Annotated in this window: 21 protein-coding genes; 9 read left to right on the top strand and 12 right to left on the bottom strand. The window is 69.5% G+C overall.

The window, feature by feature from the left end; genetic code table 11:
- Positions 1-37 precede the first annotated feature (37 nt).
- A complete protein-coding gene (locus tag ACN6M5_RS11625; RefSeq protein ID WP_085371362.1) occupies positions 38-1,324 on the top strand; it encodes an adenylosuccinate synthase in 1,287 nt (428 codons plus the stop codon).
- Positions 1,325-1,335: 11 nt separating this feature from the next.
- On the opposite strand, the gene ACN6M5_RS11620 is transcribed toward ACN6M5_RS11625, so the two are convergent.
- Entirely contained in the window at positions 1,336-1,776 is a 441-nt protein-coding gene (locus tag ACN6M5_RS11620) for a MarR family winged helix-turn-helix transcriptional regulator (protein ID WP_434949962.1), read from the bottom strand.
- Positions 1,773-2,192 carry an SRPBCC family protein gene (locus tag ACN6M5_RS11615; protein ID WP_434949960.1) on the bottom strand — a complete coding sequence of 140 codons (420 nt, stop codon included), beginning with the start codon at positions 2,190-2,192 and terminating at the stop codon, positions 1,773-1,775. The genes ACN6M5_RS11620 and ACN6M5_RS11615 overlap by 4 nt, the downstream gene beginning before the upstream one ends.
- A 173-nt stretch (positions 2,193-2,365) precedes the next feature.
- Here ACN6M5_RS11615 and ACN6M5_RS11610 point away from each other — a divergent pair, with 173 nt between their 5' ends.
- From ACN6M5_RS11610 to ACN6M5_RS11590, 5 genes are all read left to right on the top strand, one after another.
- Entirely contained in the window at positions 2,366-3,097 is a 732-nt protein-coding gene (locus tag ACN6M5_RS11610) for an ABC transporter ATP-binding protein (RefSeq protein ID WP_434949958.1), read from the top strand.
- Positions 3,094-4,434: an FtsX-like permease family protein gene (locus ACN6M5_RS11605; RefSeq protein WP_434949956.1), complete on the top strand. Its 1,341-nt coding sequence runs from the start codon at positions 3,094-3,096 to the stop codon at positions 4,432-4,434. Before ACN6M5_RS11610 ends, ACN6M5_RS11605 begins: the two co-directional genes overlap by 4 nt.
- 55 nt (positions 4,435-4,489) lie before the next feature.
- Positions 4,490-4,804 carry a chorismate mutase gene (locus ACN6M5_RS11600; RefSeq protein ID WP_085371357.1) on the top strand — a complete coding sequence of 105 codons (315 nt, stop codon included), beginning with the start codon at positions 4,490-4,492 and terminating at the stop codon, positions 4,802-4,804.
- Positions 4,801-5,727 (top strand): SDR family NAD(P)-dependent oxidoreductase, encoded by a 927-nt coding sequence (locus ACN6M5_RS11595; protein WP_434949953.1) that lies wholly within the window; start codon positions 4,801-4,803, stop codon positions 5,725-5,727. Before ACN6M5_RS11600 ends, ACN6M5_RS11595 begins: the two co-directional genes overlap by 4 nt.
- A gap of 69 nt (positions 5,728-5,796) precedes the next feature.
- Entirely contained in the window at positions 5,797-6,216 is a 420-nt protein-coding gene (locus ACN6M5_RS11590; RefSeq protein WP_434949951.1) for an organic hydroperoxide resistance protein, read from the top strand.
- 15 nt (positions 6,217-6,231) lie between these two features.
- On the opposite strand, the gene ACN6M5_RS11585 is transcribed toward ACN6M5_RS11590, so the two are convergent.
- Positions 6,232-7,725, bottom strand: a complete 1,494-nt coding sequence (locus ACN6M5_RS11585; protein ID WP_434949949.1) for a glycosyltransferase family 2 protein — start codon at positions 7,723-7,725, stop codon at positions 6,232-6,234.
- A gap of 140 nt (positions 7,726-7,865) precedes the next feature.
- On the opposite strand from ACN6M5_RS11585, the gene ACN6M5_RS11580 reads away from it, so the two are divergent.
- Entirely contained in the window at positions 7,866-8,777 is a 912-nt protein-coding gene (locus tag ACN6M5_RS11580; protein WP_434949947.1) for a DMT family transporter, read from the top strand.
- Positions 8,778-8,887: 110 nt separating this feature from the next.
- On the opposite strand, the gene purL is transcribed toward ACN6M5_RS11580, so the two are convergent.
- A complete protein-coding gene (purL, locus tag ACN6M5_RS11575; protein WP_434949945.1) occupies positions 8,888-11,206 on the bottom strand; it encodes a phosphoribosylformylglycinamidine synthase subunit PurL in 2,319 nt (772 codons plus the stop codon).
- Between the two features lie 158 nt (positions 11,207-11,364).
- Here purL and ACN6M5_RS11570 point away from each other — a divergent pair, with 158 nt between their 5' ends.
- Complete coding sequence (locus ACN6M5_RS11570; RefSeq protein ID WP_434949943.1) at positions 11,365-12,021, top strand: DUF2461 domain-containing protein; 657 nt, start codon at positions 11,365-11,367, stop codon at positions 12,019-12,021.
- On the opposite strand, the gene ACN6M5_RS11565 is transcribed toward ACN6M5_RS11570, so the two are convergent.
- The 8 genes from ACN6M5_RS11565 to kynA form a co-directional block, all read right to left on the bottom strand.
- Entirely contained in the window at positions 12,018-12,233 is a 216-nt protein-coding gene (locus ACN6M5_RS11565; RefSeq protein ID WP_434949941.1) for a hypothetical protein, read from the bottom strand. The genes ACN6M5_RS11570 and ACN6M5_RS11565 overlap by 4 nt on opposite strands.
- Before the next feature lie 74 nt (positions 12,234-12,307).
- Entirely contained in the window at positions 12,308-12,766 is a 459-nt protein-coding gene (locus ACN6M5_RS11560; RefSeq protein WP_434949939.1) for a DUF3817 domain-containing protein, read from the bottom strand.
- Positions 12,767-12,833: 67 nt separating this feature from the next.
- The gene (gene purQ, locus ACN6M5_RS11555) at positions 12,834-13,532 is read right to left on the bottom strand and encodes a phosphoribosylformylglycinamidine synthase subunit PurQ (protein ID WP_085371445.1); all 699 of its coding nucleotides are present in this window, start codon (positions 13,530-13,532) and stop codon (positions 12,834-12,836) included.
- A complete protein-coding gene (locus ACN6M5_RS11550; protein ID WP_055898292.1) occupies positions 13,532-13,792 on the bottom strand; it encodes a phosphoribosylformylglycinamidine synthase subunit PurS in 261 nt (86 codons plus the stop codon). Before ACN6M5_RS11550 ends, purQ begins: the two co-directional genes overlap by 1 nt.
- 87 nt (positions 13,793-13,879) lie before the next feature.
- Positions 13,880-14,758, bottom strand: a complete 879-nt coding sequence (locus ACN6M5_RS11545) for a PaaX family transcriptional regulator (protein WP_434949936.1) — start codon at positions 14,756-14,758, stop codon at positions 13,880-13,882.
- Positions 14,751-16,106, bottom strand: a complete 1,356-nt coding sequence (locus tag ACN6M5_RS11540; RefSeq protein WP_434949934.1) for a kynureninase — start codon at positions 16,104-16,106, stop codon at positions 14,751-14,753. The genes ACN6M5_RS11545 and ACN6M5_RS11540 overlap by 8 nt, the downstream gene beginning before the upstream one ends.
- Positions 16,103-17,281 (bottom strand): amidohydrolase family protein, encoded by a 1,179-nt coding sequence (locus ACN6M5_RS11535; RefSeq protein ID WP_434949932.1) that lies wholly within the window; start codon positions 17,279-17,281, stop codon positions 16,103-16,105. Before ACN6M5_RS11535 ends, ACN6M5_RS11540 begins: the two co-directional genes overlap by 4 nt.
- A complete protein-coding gene (gene kynA / locus ACN6M5_RS11530) occupies positions 17,278-18,138 on the bottom strand; it encodes a tryptophan 2,3-dioxygenase (RefSeq protein WP_434949930.1) in 861 nt (286 codons plus the stop codon). The genes ACN6M5_RS11535 and kynA overlap by 4 nt, the downstream gene beginning before the upstream one ends.
- Before the next feature lie 234 nt (positions 18,139-18,372).
- On the opposite strand from kynA, the gene ACN6M5_RS11525 reads away from it, so the two are divergent.
- Positions 18,373-19,311 carry a phosphate/phosphite/phosphonate ABC transporter substrate-binding protein gene (locus ACN6M5_RS11525; RefSeq protein ID WP_434949928.1) on the top strand — a complete coding sequence of 313 codons (939 nt, stop codon included), beginning with the start codon at positions 18,373-18,375 and terminating at the stop codon, positions 19,309-19,311.
- Positions 19,312-19,375 lie beyond the last annotated feature (64 nt).

Genomic DNA, 19,375 nt, shown 5'->3' with positions numbered 1-19,375 from the left:
GGCACCGGCGCGCACATCCCATCGAGAGGACCGAAAAGTGCCCGCGATCGTGATCATCGGCGCCCAGTGGGGCGACGAAGGCAAAGGCAAAGCGACCGACCTCCTCGGCAGCCGCATCGACTACGTCGTCAAGTTCAACGGGGGCAACAACGCCGGCCACACGGTCGTCGTCGGCAGCGAGAAGTACGCGCTGCACCTGCTTCCCTCCGGCATCCTGACCGAAGGCGTCACGCCCGTCATCTCCAACGGCGTCGTCGTCGACATCGAGGTGCTGTTCGAGGAGCTGGACGGGCTGATCGCCCGCGGCGTCGACGTCTCCCGCCTCAAGGTCAGCTCGAACGCGCACGTCATCACGTCCTACCACCGCACGATCGACAAGGTCACGGAGCGCTTCCTCGGCAAGCGCCAGATCGGCACGACCGGCCGCGGCATCGGCCCGACGTACGCCGACAAGATCAATCGCGTGGGAATCCGCATCCAGGATCTGTTCGACGAGAACATCCTGCGCCAGAAGGTGGAGGGCGCCCTCGACCAGAAGAACCACCTGCTGGTCAAGGTCTACAACCGCCGGGCCATCAGCGTGGACGAGGTGGTCGAGCAGCTGCTCGGCTACGCGGAGCGCCTGCGCCCGATGGTCGTCGACAGCTCCCTGCTGCTGCACCAGGCCCTCGAAGACGGCAAGTACGTCCTGTTCGAGGGCGGTCAGGCCACGATGCTGGATGTCGACCACGGCACGTACCCGTTCGTAACCTCCTCGAACTCCACTGCCGGAGGAGCGGCGACGGGATCCGGCATCGGCCCGAACCGCATCGACCGCGTCATCGCCATCGTGAAGGCGTACACCACCCGCGTCGGCGCAGGGCCGTTCCCGACCGAGCTGTTCGACGAGTGGGGCGAGTTCCTCCGTGAGCGCGGCTTCGAGTTCGGCACCACCACCGGGCGACCTCGCCGCACCGGCTGGTACGACGCTCCCGTCGCCCGGTACACGGCGCGCATCAACGGCGTCACCGATTTTGTGCTCACCAAGCTGGACACGCTCACCGGCATCGAGCGCATCCCGGTCTGCGTCGCATACGACGTCGACGGCGTGCGCCACGACGAGGTGCCTGCTTCGCAGAGCGACTTCCACCACGCGGTGCCGATTTACGAGGAGTTCCCCGGCTGGACCGAGGACATCAGCGGAGCGCGCACCTTCGACGACCTGCCGAAGAACGCCCAGGACTACGTCATCGCGCTGGAGAAGCTGTCCGGCGCCCGCATCTCGGCGATCGGCGTCGGGCCGGCGCGCGACGAGATCGTCGTGCGGCACGACCTGGTCGACTGACGGAGGCGTGCTCAGCGACCGCTGAGCGCGTGCAGCAGTGGGAGCAGCGCATCCGGTGCCGCTGCCGTCGCCGGCGTGAAGAACTCGGTGTCCGCCGACTCGACTGCCTGGATCGCCGAGGCCGCCACGGCTCGTCCCGCCTCTGTCACGTTCAGCACTTTGGCGCGTGAGTCCGCCGGGTCCTGCTCGCGGTCGATGAGTCCTTTCGCGATCAGGCGGCGGACCACCTCGGAGGTCATCCGCGCATCCGACCCGGTGAACTCGGACAGCCGCGCCTGATTGGGCCGCTCGTCCGTGCCGTTCAGCCACCACGTGGATGCGAGGATGACGAACTGCGCGTGCGTCAGGTCGAGCGGCGTGAGCGCGTCGGCCATCGCGCGCTGCCAGCGCAGGGTGGCGTGCCAGAGCAGGAAGCCGGGGCTCGTTGTCGGACCTTCGGGGAAGTCGGTCATGCTCGGCGCGCCGCCTGCTCGAACAGGGCGGCCATCGACTCGGGGAAGTCGTCGCTGATCTGCGGGCCGAGCTCGGGACCGACGTCGTCGGCGCCCGGGCCGGTGATGTCGAGGCGGTGTGTGACGCGCGTGCCGGTCGGGGTGTCGACGAGCGTATGGCGGAAGGTGAGGACGATGTCGCCGAACTCGGTGCGGTCGGCGTAGGTCTCCGTCTCGACCAGGTCGACGATGGTCGAACGGAACGGGTCCTGGCCGGCGGGGGTGATGGTGAGCCCGGTTCCGACGGCGAACGGGCCGTCGAGCTCGAACGCGTCGGCACCCTCGTAGGTGAGGTCTCCGGTGTGCAGGTCGCGCAGTGCGGCCCAGACGGCGTCGCGGGAGAGCGTGGTCTCCGCGGTGTGCTCGGTGCTCCACATGGTCGTGCCTTTCTGTCTAGGTGTAGATGATCTATGCGTAGAGAATATGCCTGACGGGCGACCTGCGCAAGACCCGGGGCGCACCTCCTCTCCATCCGGAGGATGACGCACCGCCGCCCAGGATGAGGCCCGCGGCCGATGTGCCTGGCGCGGCACACGGAGACGATGGATGCATGACCTCCCTTCCCAGCGCCCAGCAGCATCCCAGCGTCCAGCGGCATCCCGCCCTCTCCGCCATCGGACTCACGAAGGCGTACGGCACGGCCGTCGCGCTCGCCGGGGTCGACTTCCGGCTCAACGTGGGTGACTCCGTGGCGATCATGGGCGCATCCGGCTCGGGCAAGACCACACTCCTGCACGTGCTCGCCGGCATCGTGCGGCCCGACGAGGGGAGCGTGACCTTCGCCACCCCGCACGGCCCGCTCGACGTGACGGCGCTCGGCGAGAAGGAGCGATCGCGGCTGCGGAGGGAGGCGTTCGGGTTCGTCTTCCAGCAGGGCTTCCTGCTGCCCGAGCTGACCGTGATCGAGAACGTCGCCCTCCCGCTGATGCTCGGCGGCGCCGCTCGCTCGGTGGCCGAGCAGAACGCCGCAGGCTGGCTTGCAGCCCTCGGTCTCGCCGGCTTCGAGACACGTCGCATCGGCCAGCTCTCCGGTGGCCAGGCGCAGCGGGTGGCGATCGCGCGCGCCCAGGTGACCGGAGCATCCGTGGTCTTCGCCGACGAGCCGACCGGGGCGCTCGACTCGCACACGTCCGTCGAGGTGATGGATGCGCTGATCGGCTCGACCACCGGCCGCGGACGGTCCCTCGTGGTCGTCACCCACGACGAGGAGGTCGCGGCCCGTTGCTCCCGGGTGCTGCGGCTCGCCGACGGCCGAATCGTCGACGAGGCGGTCACCCGATGAACACCCTCAGACTGGCCTGGCTGCTCGGCCGTCGCTCCGCCACAGACCGGGCGACCATCGTGCTCCCCGTCGTCGCCTTCGCCGTGGTCACCGCCCTGCTGCTCGTCGTCGCGGGCGGCGCCCAGGCGTTCTTCTCCTGGGCGGACGAGACGGCCTTCCTCTACCAGCTGCTCGCCGTGGTCGCCCTCGCACTGCTGATCGTGCCCCTGGTGGCGCTCGGTGGCTCCGCGGCGCGGCTGTCCGCCCGCCGCAGGGACGACAGGCTCGCCAGCCTGCGCCTCCTGGGCGCGACGCCGGGCACCGTCACCGCCCTGACCGTCATCGAGTCGACCGTGCTCGCGCTGGTCGGCGCACTCGTCGGGGTGGTGATCTCGCTCGGCGCCGTGCCGCTCGTGGGCCTCATCCCGTTCCGGGGGGAGCCGCTCGGCGCTGCTGCGGTGTTCCTGCATCCACTGCTCGTCGTGCTCGTGGTGGTCGCCGTCGGGGCGCTCGCCGCGGTCAGTGCCGTCGTCGGGCTGCGCGGCGTCATCCTGTCGCCGCTCGGAGTCCGCACCAGGCAGACGGCGCCCAGGATGCACTGGGTGCGCGTGGTGGTCGGCCTGGCGGTGGTCGCCGTGACGTTCGTGGCGATGTACATCGTGCAGCTGGTCTCCGGCTTCGGCGTGATCCTGACGATCCTGGCCGTCGGGTTCGGCGGCACCATCGCCGTGCTCAACCTGGTGGGACCGTGGGTGATCAGGCTGGTCGCCTCCGGTCAGGCCAAGCGGGCGGGAACGGTGACGAAACTGCTCGCCGCCCGCAGCATCCTGGAGTCGCCCAAGGCGGCCTGGCGGCAGGTGTCCGGTGTCGCGATGACGAGCTTCATGGCCGTCTTCGCGGGGGTCGGGGTCGCCCTGCTCGGCGTCGCGGCCGACAGCGGGAAGGCGGACGCCGCATCCCTGCAGCTGTTCGCGGACATCCGCACCGGCGTCATCATCACGGTGGTCGCGTCGTTCCTCATGGTGGCCTGCTCGGTCGGCGTGAACCAGGCGTCGGCGGTGCTCGACCGCAGGGCCGTGTACGTCAGCCTCGACAGGCTCGGGATGCCCGTGGAGACGATGAACGCCGCCCGCTCCCGCGCCGTGCTCTCCCCGCTCCGCATCACGACGATCGGCTCTGCGGTGACGGCGGCGGTCGTGATCTTCCCGCTCGCGGGGATCAGTCTGATCGTGGCGCCCGCCAGCATCCTGATGATCGCAGGCTGCCTGGCCGCCGGGATCCTGCTGGTGTGGCTCGGCCTGCGGGCGACGCGGCCGGTGCTGACGCGGGTGCTGGCCGACCCGTCGCCGTCGCTGTAGCCGCGCGTGCCGGCGTGGGCCAGTGGTATACAGCCCTGTCGGATAAAGTCGGAGGATGGGTCAGAACGAGGACGCCGCCGCAGCGATCGAGCGGCTGCACAGCATCCGGCAGAGCATCGACAACATCGACGCGGCGGTGGTGCACATGCTCGCCGAACGGTTCAAGTTCACGCAGCAGGTCGGCGCGCTGAAAGCGGAGCACGGGCTCCCCGCCGCCGATCCGGAGCGTGAGCGCGAGCAGATCCAGCGCTTGCGCGCGCTCGCCGAGGAGAGCCACCTCGACCCGGCGTTCGCCGAGAAGTTCCTCAACTTCATCGTCGCCGAAGTCATCCACCACCACGAACGGATCGCCACCGAGAGCGCCAAGTGACCTGGCACCCGGAGGCCGTGCCTGACGCGCACGGCAAGACGGTCGTGGTCACCGGCGCGAACGCCGGAGTCGGCTACTTCGCGAGCGAACAGCTCGCGGCAGCTGGGGCGCATGTCGTGCTCGCCTGCCGCAGCCAGGAACGGGCGGAGGCGGCCGTGTCCGCGATCCGTCGCCGCGTGCCGGGCGCGAGCGTCGAGGCGACACCGCTCGACGTCTCCGACCACGCCTCGGTCGCCGAGGCCGCCGCCGCGCTGCTGGAACGGGAGCGGCTGGACGTGCTGCTCCTCAACGCCGGCATCGTGCACGCACCCGCCGACCGGGCAGTGGATGCGCGGGGCAACGAACTCGTCCTCTCCACCAACGTGCTCGGCCACTTCCAACTGACGGCGCTCGCCCTGCCAGTGCTCGAACGCACCCCGGGAGCGAGGATCGTGACCCTCGGCTCCCTGGCAACGCTGCTCGCCGGCTTCCCGCTCGACGACCTGCAGCTCGACGGCACGTACACGTCGTGGAAGGCCTACGCGCAATCGAAGATCGCCGCGCAGGTGTTCGGCTTCGAACTCGACCGCCGGCTGCGCGCCGCCGGCGCGGACATCGCGAGTGTCGTCGTGCACCCCGGATACTCGACCTCTGGCCGCACCCCGGGCATCCGGGGCGTCAACCAGCCGTCGAAGGTGAAGCGCTTCGCGGACAACCTGCAGGCGGCCTGGACGCAGGGCAAAGATCACGGCGCCTGGGTTCCGGTGCGCGCAGCGTTGGACCCGGAAGTGCGCGGCGGCGACTTCCTCGGCCCGCGCTGGGTGACCAAGGGCGTGCCGACGCGCGCGCTCGCGACGCCGACCACGCGCGACCGGGCGGTCGGCGAGCGGGTGTGGGCGCTGCTGGAGGAGTACTCGGGGCAGCGGTTCCCGCTAGGGCGGTAGCCACCCATACACCCACCCCTCCCGCACCCCTCCCAGCGCCCGTTCAGAGCGCTGCTGTGTGCTGAAGGCATGGATATCGCTTACACCGCAATCGCGCACGCCACTGGTGGGGGACGTGACGGCCACGTCCGCAGCGAGGACGACCTCCTCGACTTCGACACGCGTCCGCCGAAGGAGCTGGGCGGCTCCGGCGAGGGGACCAACCCGGAGCAGCTGTTCGCCGCCGGGTACGCGGCGTGCTTCCTCAGCGCCATCCATGCCGCCGGGCGCAGCGAGAAGCTGGACACCATGGACGCGTCCGTGTCGTCGAGCGTCGGCATCGGGGCGAACGGGGACGGCGGGTTCGGGCTCGCGGTCGAGCTCGACGTCTACATCCCGCGCGTCGGTCGCGAGCAGGCCGACCTGCTCGCCGAGAAGGCGCACCAGCTCTGCCCGTACTCGAACGCCACCCGCGGGAACATCCCGGTCAAGGTCACGATCGTCGACTAGGCGACGCGCGCCGCCTCAGTTCGTCGCGACCCTGCCGACCTTCTCGGTCTTGTCCCAGCGCGCCTCGACGTGGGCGAGCTCCTTGAGGTAGGAGTCGAACGTGATCGCGCACAGCAGCGAACCGTACCCGGCCAGGTAGATCAGCGCGGGCGCGAGCCAGGCGCCCGCGCGGGTGCGGTCCGCCTTGCGGGCGAGCCACGCGACGACCATCGAGAACGGGATCCAGATGTAGATGGCGAGCGTCAGCCAGAACAGCGCCGGCCCGTCCAGGGTCGCGCCGAACAGGCCGGGCAGCCAGACCAGCATCACCTTCGGGAACAGGGCCGTCAGCATCACCAGGATGTTGACGATGCCCGGGAACAGCAGGATCTGGCCCAGCTCGCGTTTGCTGGTCTTCGCATCCGTCAGCGAGCCCAGGATCAGGATGAACAGGTAGGCGAGGGCCGCGGAGATCCAGAGCACGCGGAAGACGTTCGTGGCGAACTCGGCCTGCAGGAACAGCAGTCCGGCCAGGCCGATCGACGACACGATCATGATGAGCGGCAGCAGCCACAGGCTGAACCAGACGATGCCGAACGTCCACGCGCCCAGGTGGTGGTTGCCGCTCGGGCGGAACCAGATGTTCTTGTAGCGCGCCGTCACCGTCACGTTGCCGCGCGCCCAGCGCAGCCGCTGCTTCCACAGGGCGTCGACCGACCGCGGCTCCTCCGCGAGGACGTGCGCGTGCGGCTCGAACACCACCGTGCGACCCTTGAGCTGCGTCTCGAACGTGGTGATCGTGTCCTCCGCGAGCGATGACGTGTCGATCTGACCGCCGATGGCGAGCAGGTTCTCGCGCGTGTGCAGCTGCGCGCCGCCCGCCAGGCAGGCCTGCGCGCCGAGCACGTTCTGGGCGCGGCGCGCTGCCGGCTGCGACAGCACGTATTCGACGCCGATGAACTTGGTCAGATAGTTGCGGTCGCTGCTGCCCTCGCGGATGTACGCGGAGACGGCGCCCACCTCCGGGTCGGCGAAGTGGCGGGTCATCTTGCGCAGCGAGTCCGGGAGGTAGATGACGTCGGCGTCCATGATCAGGAGGGCCTCCATCCAGTCGTCCTTGAGGATCTCCCGGATGCCGTGGTTGAGCGTGTGCGCCTTGCCCTCGCCGCCCTTGTCGCGGCGCAGCAGCACCACGTTGCCCGGGTAGAGGGCCTCCTTCTCGCGCACCACATCCGGCGTCAGGTCGGTGCTCGCGTCGTCGACGACGAAGATGCGGAGCGCCTCGCGCGGGTAGTCGAGCTTCATCAGCCGGTCGATGGATGCGCCGATCACCGCGCCCTCGTTCCAGGCCGGCACCACGATGGCGACGCGCGGGAGGTACGGCTTGGCCTTGCCGTAGTGGTTGATGAAGGCGTGGAACGGGATGACGATGAACGTCGCCGCTGCTGCGATGACCGGGATGAGGCCGGTCAACGCCAGGATCAGGCAGACCCAGACGCCGATCGATTGCAATACAGCCACCACGTCCATGAATGCCTCCCCTTCGACGGCCAACGATACCAACAGGAGACAGACCGGTCGGGATGCGGGAGGCTGCGGGATGCGGCGGGATGCTGCGCCATGTCCGATTCGTGCGAGCGGACGTCAGTGGGGACCGATAACGTCAGACCGTGAAGGTCGCACTGCAGTTCATCGCCATGGGTCTCGTCTGGGGAGCCAGCTTCCTGTTCATGAAGGTGGGGCTCGAGGGTGTGAGCTTCGGACAGGTGGTGTGGGCGCGCCTGGTCTTCGGCGCGGTGACGCTGGCGGTGATCGCGATCATCACCAGGAGCAGGCTCCCGCGCGAGCCGATCGTGTGGCTGCACTTCCTGGTGGTGGCGATCACGTACTGCGTCATCCCGTATCTGCTGTTCGCCTGGGCGGAGCAGTACGTGTCGTCGAGCCTGGCGAGCATCTACAACGCGGTCACGCCGATCACCACGGCCATCCTGGTCACGGCGGCGTTCCGCGTGGAGAAGCTGAACCGCGACCAGGTGCTCGGGGTGCTGATCGGCGTGCTCGGCGTGGTGATCGTGGTCGGTCCGTGGCAGATCGCTGCCCTCTCCGGCAGCGTCTGGGGGCAGCTCGCCTGCCTCGGCGCCGTCACCTGCTACGGATTCAGCTTCGGCTACATCCGCCGGTTCATCAGCCACAGGGCGATGCCGGCGACGACCATCGCCGTGATGAACATCGGGGTCGCGGCGGCCATCATGCTCGTGCTGACGCCAGTGATCGCCTGGGGCCCGATCACGTTCAGCTGGCCAGTGCTGCTCAGTCTGCTCGCGCTCGGCGCGCTTGGCACGGGCGTCGTCTACATCTGGAACATGAACGTGCTGCGCGCGTGGGGTCCGACCGCGACCTCCGGGGTGACGTACGTGACGCCGGTGGTCGGGGTGGCGCTGGGCATCCTGGTGCTCGGCGAGACGCTCAGCTGGAACGAGCCGGTGGGCGCCGTGGTGGTGCTCGCGGGCATCCTGCTGACGCAGCAGCGCGTGCGGTTGTTCACGCGCAGGCAGGCCGAACTCGTGGACGAGCCGGCCTAGCCGGCGCGCTCCGCTCCGCTCCGCTCACGCGGAAAACGCGGCGCCTCGCCTCCCGCAGCTCCGTTCAGACGGAGAAACGAGCGGCGAGTCGCGCCAGAACTCCGTTCGAACTACGCGACGACCGGGCCGAAGTGCTCGGGGAGGGTCGAGCGGTGGGTGCCGCGCAGCTCCTCGAGGCCGACGGTGAACAGGTCCTGCACTTCGAGCACCGGCTGCGCCCCGACCTCGGCGTCGGTGACGCCGATGCGCAGTGCGGGGATGCCGCGTCCGTCGCAGAGGCCACGGAACTTCACGTCGTCTTCGCGCGGGACGGAGACGAGAACGCGTCCGGTGGACTCGCTGAACAGTGCGGTCGCCGCATCCACGCCGTCGCGCTCCATGATCTCGGTGAGCCACACGCGGGCGCCGACGCCGAAACGCATGACCGACTCGGCGAGAGCCTGCGCGAGGCCGCCGTCGGAGAGGTCGTGCGCGGAGGCGACCAGGCTCTCCAGCGAGGCGGCGTGCAGCAGCTCCGCCAGGTTGCGCTCACCGGCGAGGTCGACCACCGGCGGGCGGCCGCCGAGGTGCCCGTGCACGGTGCCGGCCCAGGCCGAGCCGTCGAGCTCTTCGCGGGTGACGCCGAGCAGGTAGATGTTGTCGCCCTCGTCCTGCCACCCGCTCGGGATGCGGCGGGCCACATCGTCGATGACGCCGAGCACACCGACCACCGGGGTCGGGAAGATCGGCTTGGTGCCGGTCTGGTTGTAGAACGACACGTTGCCGCCGGTGACCGGGATCTCGAGTTCGAGGCAGGCGTCGGACAGGCCCTCGACGGCCTGCGAGAACTGCCACATGACCTCGGGGTTCTCCGGGCTGCCGAAGTTGAGGCAGTCGGTGACGGCGGCGGGCACTGCACCGGACGACGCGACGTTGCGGTACGCCTCCGCCAGCGCCAGCACGGCGCCCTGCTTCGGGTCGAGCTGGCAGTATCGGCCGTTCGCGTCGGTGGCGATGGCGAAGCCGAGTCCGCTCTCCTCGTCGACGCGGATCATGCCGGCGTCGTCCGGGAAGGCGAGGGCGGTGTTGCCGCCGACGAAGTAGTCGTACTGGTCGGTGATCCAGCCCTTGTCGGCCAGGTTCGCGCTGCCGAGCAGGGCGAGGAACTGGTCGCGCAGCTCGTCGCCGCCGGCCGGGCGGGCCAGGCGGGTGGCGCTGTCGGCCTGCAGGGCGTCGATCCACGCCGGGTATGCGACGGGACGCTCGTAGACCGGGCCGTCGACGGCGACGGTGCGCGGCTCGACGTTGACGATCTCCTCGCCGTGCCAGTTGATCACGAGGCGGCCGGTGTCGGTGACCTCTCCGAGCACGCTGGTCTCGACGTCCCACTTCGCGGTGACGGCGAGGAACGCGTCCAGCAGCTCCGGCTTGACGACGGCCATCATGCGCTCCTGGCTCTCCGACATGAGGATCTCCTCAGCGGTGAGCGTCGGGTCGCGCAGCAGCACCTTCTCGAGCTCGATGAACATGCCGCCGTCGCCGTTCGACGCCAGCTCGCTCGTCGCGCAGGAGATGCCGGCAGCGCCCAGGTCCTGGATGCCCTCGACCAGCTTGTCGCGGAACAGCTCCAGGCAGCACTCGATGAGCACCTTCTCGGCGAACGGGTCGCCGACCTGCACGGCAGGGCGCTTGGTGGGGCCGCCGGCCGAGAACGTGTCTGACGCCAGGATGCTCGCACCGCCGATGCCGTCGCCGCCCGTGCGGGCACCGAACAGGACGACCTTGTTGCCGAGGCCGGACGCGTTGGCGAGGTGCAGGTCTTCGTGGCGGAGGACGCCGACGGAGAGGGCGTTCACCAGCGGGTTGCCCTGGTATACCGGGTCGAAGTAGGTCTCGCCGCCGATGTTCGGCAGGCCGAGGCAGTTGCCGTAGAACGAGATGCCGGAGACGACGCCGTGCACGACGCGCGCGGTGTCCGGGTTGTCGATGGCGCCGAACCGCAGCTGGTCCATGACCGCGACCGGACGCGCGCCCATCGAGATGATGTCGCGGACGATGCCGCCGACGCCGGTCGCAGCGCCCTGGAACGGCTCGATGTACGAGGGGTGGTTGTGCGACTCGACCTTGAAGGTGACCGCCCAGCCCTCGCCGACATCCACGACGCCCGCGTTCTCGCCCATGCCGACCATGAGGTTCTTCTTCATGGCAGGGGTGACCTTCTGCCCGAACTGGCGCAGGTACATCTTCGACGACTTGTACGAGCAGTGCTCCGACCACATGACGGAGTACATGGCGAGCTCGCCGCTCGTCGGACGCCGGCCCAGGATCTCCCGGATGCGCGCGTACTCGTCCTCCTTCAGGCCGAGCGCCGCATACGGCTGCTCGCGCTCGGGAGTGGCGATCGCATTCTCGACGGTGTCGACGACGTGCGTAGTGGTGGTGTCGGTCACGCTGGCACTCCAAAGAGGGGAGACGGTGGCGGGGATGCGACCAGTCTACCGGGGGTGGAGGGGTGCGGAGGGCGGGGTGGCCTGCGCCGTCGCGGCGGTGCCAGGATGGTCGTGTCGAAAGGACCCGGGATGCAGATTTCGAGGGAATGGGCGAAGCGATGACCGGGGAGGAGTTCACCGGCTGGTCGCCCGCAGCGGCCGACTTCTACCTCGGCCTCGAGGCCGACAACTCGAAGGCGTACTGGACGTCGCACAAAGAGCTGTACGAGACGCAGGTGCTCGCTCCGATGCTGGCCCTGATCGCCGAGCTGGCCGACGAGTTCGGCGACGGCAAGGTGTTCCGGCCGTACCGGGATGTGCGGTTCAGCCAGGACAAGTCCCCGTACAAGGCGCACATCGGCGCGCTGCTCGAACGCGGCTACGTGCAGTTCTCCGCCTCAGGGCTCGGGGTGGCGGCGGGATATCACACGATGGCGCCGGACCAGCTCGACCGTTTCCGCGCGGCCGTCGCGAACGACGACAGCGGTCCGGCCCTGGAGGAGGCGATCGCTGCCGTCGAGGCGCGCGACCTGACGGTGGTCAGTCACGACACGCTGAAGACCGCGCCGCGCGGATACCCGAAGGAGCACCCGCGGATCGAACTCCTCCGCCGCAAAAACCTCGCCACTTGGCGCGAGTGGCCCGCTGACACGGACTGGATCAGGTCGAGAGCGGTCGTGGCGCACGTCGCGGACGCGCTGCGCGCATCCCGGGTGCTCGGGGAGTGGCTGGACGAGTATGTGGGGCCGTCGCTCTTTCCGTCGACGAGGCGTTAGCTGCGGGAGCCGGTCTCTGCGGCGGCTGCGGCACTTTTCGATTCCTCGCCGTCGCGGCTGACCGTCGCACGCAGCAGGTTGTTGAGTCCGGCGAGCGTCGCGGCACCGCTCAGCACGAGGAGCTCGATCGGCAGGTGCGTGGTGAATGCCCCGATCAGGAGGGTCAGCGCGCCGACCAGGAAAGCGAGAGACGACCAGCCGGCACGATGCATGGACTCAGCGTTCCACCTCGGTGCGGCGAAAGCAATCGACGCACGGAGTGGCCCGCCGGGTGGCCTGCACCAGCTCAGCTCAGCTTCGGCGGGCCGATCATCAGCAGCGTGCCCATGATCGCGGCGATGAGGACGACCAGGGTGACGGCGAGCACCGGGACGTGGTTGAGCATCCACCGGAACAGGCGGCCGATGGCGGTGTGGTCGCGCGGGTCGTCGGTGGGGGTGGTGCGCCAGCGGCCGTCGAGGCGGCCGGTGCGGTCGGCCCAGACGTCGAACGGGATGGTCGCGTACGGCACGATCGCCGATGCCACCGCCACGACGACCACCGGGACGCGCCACCGCTGGTTCACACCGACCAGCACGGAGGCGACGGCGTAGCTGATGAACACCAGACCGTGGACGGACCCGGCGACGAGCACCGGCCAGTCGCCGACCTTCGCCACGTACTTGAGCAGCATCCCGGCGATCAGCAGGGTCCAGGTGATCGCCTCAGCGATCGCGAGCGTCCGGTACAGCACACGAGGGGTCATGCTTCCAGCCTGACGGTTCGGCGTGCATCCCGAATCGTCCGAAAGTTGGAAACCCCCCTGGTGCTGCCTACGCCTCGACGAGGGTGGAGCGGATGACCGAGGTGAAGAAGGTGAGACCGTCGATGCCGGAACGCATCGCCGCGTCGGTGTCCGGGCCGAAACCGGGCTCGACCGCGTGCTCGGGGTGCGGCATGAGGCCGACCACGTTGCCGCGCTCGTTGCGGACGCCCGCGATGTCGTCGAGCGAACCGTTCGGGTTGACGCCCTTGTAGCGGAACACGACCAGGCCTTCGCCCTCGAGGCGCTTCAGCTCCTCGGCGGACGCGATGAAGCCGCCCTCGCCGTTCTTCAGCGGGATGACGATCTCCTGGCCGGCCTCGAACCCGCTCGTCCACGGGGTGTCAGCGTTCTCGACCGTGAGGTGCTGGTCGCGGCGGATGAAGTTGCCGTGGTCGTTGCGGATCAGGCCGCCGGAGACGAGGTGCGCCTCCGCGAGCATCTGGAAGCCGTTGCAGATGCCGAGCACGGGCATGCCCTTGCCTGCGGCATCCACGACCTCGGTCATGATCGGCGACAGGCTGGCGATGGCGCCGCAGCGCAGGTAGTCGCCGTAGCTGAAACCGCCGGGAAGGACGAGTGCGTCGACGCCGTGCAGGTCGTGCTCGCCGTGCCAGAGGGCGACCGGCTCTGCACCGGCCAGACGGATCGCACGCAGGGCGTCGCGGTCGTCGAGGGAGCCGGGGAAGGTGACGACGCCGATGCGCATCAGGCGTCGACCTCTGCGGGGTAGTGGATGCCGACGACGTCTTCGATCACGGAGTTCGACAGGATCTCGCCCGCGATCTCCTCGACCGCGGCGCGCGTAGCGTCGTCGATCGGTCCGTCGACGGTCAGCTCGAACCGCTTGCCGACGCGGACGCCGGTGAACTGGCCCTTGCCGGTGCGCGCGAGAGCGCCGGCGACGGCCTTGCCCTGCGGGTCGAGCAGTTCGGCTTTCGGCATGACTTCTACAACGATCGTTGGCAAGGCTTCACTCCGCTCGCGTGGTCCGGGGGATGCGACGATTCTACCGTGCTGCGGCGCGCTCATTCGCGCGGGCGGGAGGAGGCGCGGCTAGTCGGGCGCCGCGACGGCGGACGCGTAGGAGATGGCGACCGGTTCGAGTCGTGCGCGGATGGTGGAGAACGCCGATGAGGCGGCTGCGCCCGGCCAGTCGGACGGTAGGGCGGCGAGCGGCAGCCCGGGGTCGAGGTAGGGGATCACGCGCCACTCGTCGAGGGCGCGCACCCAGCGGGCGAACGCATTGCGGGGGGTCGTGTCCAGGTCGGCCACCGGATGCGCGTGGCGCGCCAGAAATCCGTCGTACGCCGCGCGGATGGCCGCCAGGTCGTACCAGCGTGGCAGCGCATCCGAGAGGTCGCCGAGTGCGATGGCCTGAGTGAACAGGACGGCCTGGTCGCGCATCCCGAGCTCGTCGATGGTCTCGGAGAGTTCGGCCTGGAGTCTGGCGGGCGCGATCCAGAGGCCGTCGGCGACGGTGCCGCAGCCGAGCGCGGAGAGGCGGCGGCGCAGCTGGTGGCGGCGTGCGCGCTGGTGTTCGGGGAGGGAGAACGAGACGAGGCACCAGGCGGCCGGAGCGTCGGCATCCACTGCGGTGAAGATGCGGGCGTCCCCGCGCTCAAGCATGGGGAGCGCGCCCGGGTCGAGCGCGTAGCCGGCCGCGTCGCCGAGCGACCGGCGCTCCAGCACACCTCGCGCGCACAGCCTGGCGAGGCTGGACCGGGCAGTGCTGGCCGGTATGCCCAGGGCGCCGAGCAGTTCGACGGCCCCGGATGCGCTCATCCAGCCGCCGATCGGGCGCAGCACGCTGCCGACGATGGTGCGGAGGAGCGCAGTGGAACTGCCGGTGCTCGCCTCGAGGTCTTCGCGCGGGATGTCTGGCGGTGGTGTGCCTGCTGTCGCTCTCACTGCCGCCGTCGGCAGGTCAGTCATGCGTGAGCTCGCCGAGCGCATCCCGCACGGCGACGATTCCGCGGTACGTCTCCTCGAAGCTCGTGCTCAGCGGGGACAGGCCGAGGCGGAGGCCGTCCGGGTCGCGGTAGTCGGGGATCACGTCGCGCTCCCACAGCATCGCGGTCACCTGACGCATCGCCGGATGGTCGAGGGTCACGTGCCCGCCCCTCCGCTCGGCGTCGCGCGGGCTGACCACGGTGACGCCGAGCGGCGCGAGCCACTCGTCGGCCAGGGCGATCGCGAACTCGGTCAGCGCGACCGACTTGGTGCGCACGGCGTCGATCCCGCACTCGGCGATCATCGCGATGGTGTCCTGCATGGCGAGCATCCCGACGATCGGAGGCGTCCCGCTGATGAACCGCCGGATGCTCGGGGCCGGCTGATACTCCGGACCCATCGCGAACATGTCGGCGGTGCCCATCCAGCCCTGGATCGGCTGGACGAGGCTGTCCTGCAACCCGGCGCGCACGTAGCCGAAGGCCGGAGCGCCTGGGCCGCCGTTCAGATACTTGTACGTGCAGCCGGCCGCCAGGTCGACGCCCCAGGCGTCGAGTTCGACCGGCACGGAGCCCGCCGAGTGGCAGAGGTCCCAGAGCACCAGAGCGCCGGCGTCGTGGGCGATGCGCGTGATCGTCGGCACGTCGGCGAGGAATCCGGAGCGGTACGCGACCTGGCTCAGCACCACGAGCGCGGTCTGCGGCCCGACGACGGCGGCGACCTGCTCGGGGGTGACGCCCGCGTGCGTGTCCGCCTCGATCCAGACCAGGGTGAGGCCGCGCTCGCGCGCGATCCCGTCGAGCACGTAGCGGTCGGTGGGGAAGTTGTCGGTGTCGAGCACGATCTCGGTGCGCTCTGGTTGCGCATCCACTGCCGCGCGGGCCAGCTTGTAGAGGATGACGGTGGTCGAGTCGCCGACGAACGTCTGCCCGGGCGCCGCCCCGACCACGGAACGGCCGATGGCGTCGCCGATGGTGAACGGCAGTTCGAGCCACTCTTCATCCCAGCCGCGGATCAGCCGCCCGCCCCAGCCGTCGAGCAGGAAACGATGGATGCGCTCGACGCTCGCCCGCGTCGGACGTCCAAGCGAGTTGCCGTCGAGGTAGGCGACCACGCTGCTGGTGTCGTCGTCGATGCCCGCGAACCGGGTGCGGTATGCGGCGAGCGGGTCGGCGGCGTCGAGGGCGCGTGCCGTGGCGAGCGGGTCGGGGATGGCGCTCGGGTCGGCGAAGTCGGACGGGGTGGATGGGGTGGGGAGGTCGGCGGCGGTGAACGGGGGCGGGGTGGGTGTGGCGGGGGAGCCCGGGGTGGGTGCGGTCTGGTCGGTCATGCGGGCTCCTGGGTGTGGGTGCGGAGGGATGCGACGGTGCAGCCGCGAGCGGTGGCGAGCCACGCGGGGACGCGGGAGGGAGTGCCGGGAGTGGATGCGGTGAGCGGCGGGAGGACGGTCGGGAGCCACGCGAAGCGTGGGCCGATGAGGTCGGTGGGAGAGGTGGGGGTGTGCGCTTCGGCGGCCGACGGTGCGGGCGCTGTGCCCGCAGGGGCTGTGGCGATCGACGTCAGCAGTGCTGCGTCGTCCAGCCCGCAGTCGGAGAGCGCCTCGAGCTCGCGCTGGTTGACGCCCACCGGCAGCGGGCCGTTTCCGAGGTCGGTGCCGTAGAGCATCCGGCCGCCCAGAGCGACGAAGCGCCGGATGTTGTCCTGCGCCACCGCGAAGTCGGCCGTCGGCGTTCCCCAGCCGTGGATGTCGATGGTCGACACCCAGGACATCCCGGCGTCGACGGCGCGCACGAGGTCGGCGTCGTCGACGCGTTCGGAGAAGGGCGCGTGCGCGAGCTGATCGGCGCCGGCTGCGATGGTGCGGGCCACCTGACCCTCGCCCTGCGCGTGGACCGTGACGGGGACTCCGGCGGCCGCTGCCTCCTCCACAATCGCGGCGAGCGTGGAGTTATCCACCGTTGTTCCCGCGTCGGTGTTGAGGGCGACCTTGATGCGAGAGGCTCCCAGCATGACCTGTTTACGAACCGCATCCCGTGCAGCACTCGGCCCCGTCAGCTCGGCGCTCGACCCGGGAGGTCCCCAGCCCGCGTTGACCGGATATCCGCCCGGAGAGGTGAGCAGGGCCCCGGCGATCGCCACCGCCGGCCGGTCGAGATCGCCCTCCAGCCAGGTGGATGCGACCTCGGGGATCCAGCCGAGATCGACGGCGTCGGTGATGCCAGCGGCGAAGAGCGCGCGCTGGTCGGTGAGGCCGAGGTGCGTGTGGTGGTCGGTGAGGTGCGGGATGAGGGCGCCGCCGAGGTGGATGGGGGTGGAGGTGGCGGGCGTGGTTGGGGCAGGTGCCGCGACCGTGGTTGGTGCCGCCGGGGTGGCGGTGGCGGTGGCGGTGGGCGTGGGCGTGACGGCGCGGAGCAGGTTGCCGTCGACCTCGTAGGTGGCGTGGCCGCGGAAGGCGTGGCCGTCCCAGACCGCGTCGAACGTGTACCGCTGCGCGGACGCGCTCACTGCGGGGCGCCGATCTCGGTGCGCACGGCGAACAGTTCGGGGAAGAAGGTGAGTTCGAGGGCTTTCTGCAGGAAGCCGACGCCGGTCGAGCCTCCTGTGCCTGTCTTCATGCCGATCGTGCGCTGCACGGTCTTGAGGTGGCGGAAGCGCCAGAGCTGGAAGTTGTCCTCCAGGTCGACGAGTTCTTCGCAAGCCTCGTACTCCGCCCAGTTGTCCGAGGCGTTCTCGTAGATGCCGCGGAAGACAGGGACGAGTTCGGGAGTGAAGACGTATGCCTCCGTCACGTCGCGGTCGAGCACGGATTGGGGCACGCCGAACCCTGCCCTGGCCAGGTAGCGCAGGAACTCGTCGTAGATGCTGGGCGCTTCCAGCAGCTGGGCGAGGAGGGCGTGCGCGACGGGGTCGTTCTCGAAGACGCTGAGCATCCGGCGGTTCTTGTTGCCGAGCACGAATTCGACGGCGCGGTACTGGTACGACTGGAAGCCGGACGAGTTGCCGAGGAAGCCGCGGAATTCCGCGTACTCGGTCGGCGTCAGTGTGGCGAGCACCGACCACTGCTCGGTGAGGGTCCTCTGGATGTGCTTGACGCGGGCGATGCGCTTCAGCGCGGGGGCGAGCTGGTCGGCGCGGAGGAGGTCGCGGGCCGACTCGAGTTCGTGGAGGACGAGCTTCAGCCAGAGCTCCGTCGTCTGGTGCTGGATGATGAACAGCAGCTCGTCGTGATGCTCAGGCATGCTCACCGGTTTCTGGGCGCTGAGCAGGGTTTCCAGGTCGAGATAGGAGCCGTACGACATCCGCTTTCGGAAGTCGGTGACGATCCCCGGATCGAACGCGCGCGTGTTGTCGTCGACGGTCATGCTGCAATATTGCACCGGTCGTCACGAAACTGCAACAGGTGGATGCGCCGGGCCCGCCGATATCGGCGAGAGGGTCGAGCGTGCCGGGCCCGCCGATCCGCCTCCGCGCGTTCATCGAGCCGTAACCGGAGGTTGCCGGGCGCGTCGCATGGCGACCGTACCGTTCCAACGTCCCACAGCAGCGCCGTCCGGCGCAGATGCCTCAGACCACGCACCACACCAGGAAGGTCTTCGATGAAACTGTCCATCTCCAAGACGCTCGCCGTCGGCGCAGCGCTCGTCCTCTCCCTCGGCCTCGCCGCCTGCACCGGGTCCGCGAACGCCAGCTCGACCGACGGCGCATCGTCCGGCGCGTCGGCCGCGACCTTCGCGAAGGACTCGAGCACGCTCGTCTTCGGTGTCGTTCCCGACACCGTGAACACGCAGTCCAACTACCAGCCGATCGCCGACTACATCGCGAAGATCACCGGCAAGAAGGTCGAGTACCGCGAGTCGAGCGACTACACCGCGCTGATCCAGGCGGCCATCGCCGGGCAGATCGACGTGGCCAGCTTCTCCGGGTTCACCTACGTCACCGCGACCAACGGCGGCGCCAAGATCACGCCGTTCGCGTCGATCATCACCAAGGAAGGGCAGAAGCCCGGCTACTACTCCGAGGCCGTCGTGCCGGAGAAGTCGTCGATCACCAAGCTCGAAGAGTTCAAAGGCAAGAAGGTCTGCTTCGTCGACCCGAGCTCGACCTCCGGCTACCTCTTCCCGACCTACAACCTGCTGAAGGCCGGAATCGACCCGGCCAAGGACATCACGCCGGTGTTCGCGGGCAAGCACGACGCGTCCGCGCTGAAGGTCTCGCAGGGTGCTGAGTGCGACGCCGGCTTCGCTGAGGACTCCGCCGTCGAAGCGCAGCCCGGCCTCAAGGTCGTCGCCAAGACGATGGTCCCCGGCGCTCCGATGGTGTTCTCCAACACCCTCCCGGACGAGATCAAGAAGGACCTCAGCGACAAGCTCTCGTCCGTGACGATCGCCGACATCCAGAAGGCCGGGATCAAGAACGCGGACTCGGGCGGCTTCAAGGCGACCTTCTTCGCCTTCAGCCCGGTCGACGACAAGTACTACGACCAGATCCGCGACATCTGCAAGGTCACCAAGGCCGCGCAGTGCGAGGTCAAGTAACGCACGAGCTGGCGCACCAGCACTAACGCGCACCACGGCCGCCGCTCGCCCTCACCGGGCGGGC

Source organism: Leifsonia araucanica, assembly GCF_051161895.1.
Classification (GTDB): Bacteria; Actinomycetota; Actinomycetes; order Actinomycetales; family Microbacteriaceae; genus Leifsonia.
Note: the sequence above shows the minus strand (reverse complement) of the source record. Positions and strands in the feature narration are given on the sequence as shown.

Bases quoted from the DNA above. Each gene is read 5' to 3' on its own strand.
- ACN6M5_RS11600 (WP_085371357.1), top strand. From the start codon at position 4,490: ATGGGTCAGAACGAGGACGCCGCCGCAGCGATCGAGCGGCTGCACAGC.
- ACN6M5_RS11540 (WP_434949934.1), bottom strand. From the start codon at position 16,106: ATGACCGACCAGACCGCACCCACCCCGGGCTCCCCCGCCACACCCACC.
- ACN6M5_RS11560 (WP_434949939.1), bottom strand. From the start codon at position 12,766: ATGACCCCTCGTGTGCTGTACCGGACGCTCGCGATCGCTGAGGCGATC.
- ACN6M5_RS11605 (WP_434949956.1), top strand. From the start codon at position 3,094: ATGAACACCCTCAGACTGGCCTGGCTGCTCGGCCGTCGCTCCGCCACA.
- ACN6M5_RS11525 (WP_434949928.1), top strand. From the start codon at position 18,373: ATGAAACTGTCCATCTCCAAGACGCTCGCCGTCGGCGCAGCGCTCGTC.
- kynA (WP_434949930.1), bottom strand. From the start codon at position 18,138: ATGACCGTCGACGACAACACGCGCGCGTTCGATCCGGGGATCGTCACC.
- ACN6M5_RS11590 (WP_434949951.1), top strand. From the start codon at position 5,797: ATGGATATCGCTTACACCGCAATCGCGCACGCCACTGGTGGGGGACGT.
- ACN6M5_RS11545 (WP_434949936.1), bottom strand. From the start codon at position 14,758: ATGACTGACCTGCCGACGGCGGCAGTGAGAGCGACAGCAGGCACACCA.
- ACN6M5_RS11570 (WP_434949943.1), top strand. From the start codon at position 11,365: ATGACCGGGGAGGAGTTCACCGGCTGGTCGCCCGCAGCGGCCGACTTC.
- ACN6M5_RS11620 (WP_434949962.1), bottom strand. From the start codon at position 1,776: ATGACCGACTTCCCCGAAGGTCCGACAACGAGCCCCGGCTTCCTGCTC.
- purQ (WP_085371445.1), bottom strand. From the start codon at position 13,532: ATGCGCATCGGCGTCGTCACCTTCCCCGGCTCCCTCGACGACCGCGAC.
- ACN6M5_RS11565 (WP_434949941.1), bottom strand. From the start codon at position 12,233: ATGCATCGTGCCGGCTGGTCGTCTCTCGCTTTCCTGGTCGGCGCGCTG.
- ACN6M5_RS11585 (WP_434949949.1), bottom strand. From the start codon at position 7,725: ATGGACGTGGTGGCTGTATTGCAATCGATCGGCGTCTGGGTCTGCCTG.
- ACN6M5_RS11615 (WP_434949960.1), bottom strand. From the start codon at position 2,192: ATGTGGAGCACCGAGCACACCGCGGAGACCACGCTCTCCCGCGACGCC.
- ACN6M5_RS11610 (WP_434949958.1), top strand. From the start codon at position 2,366: ATGACCTCCCTTCCCAGCGCCCAGCAGCATCCCAGCGTCCAGCGGCAT.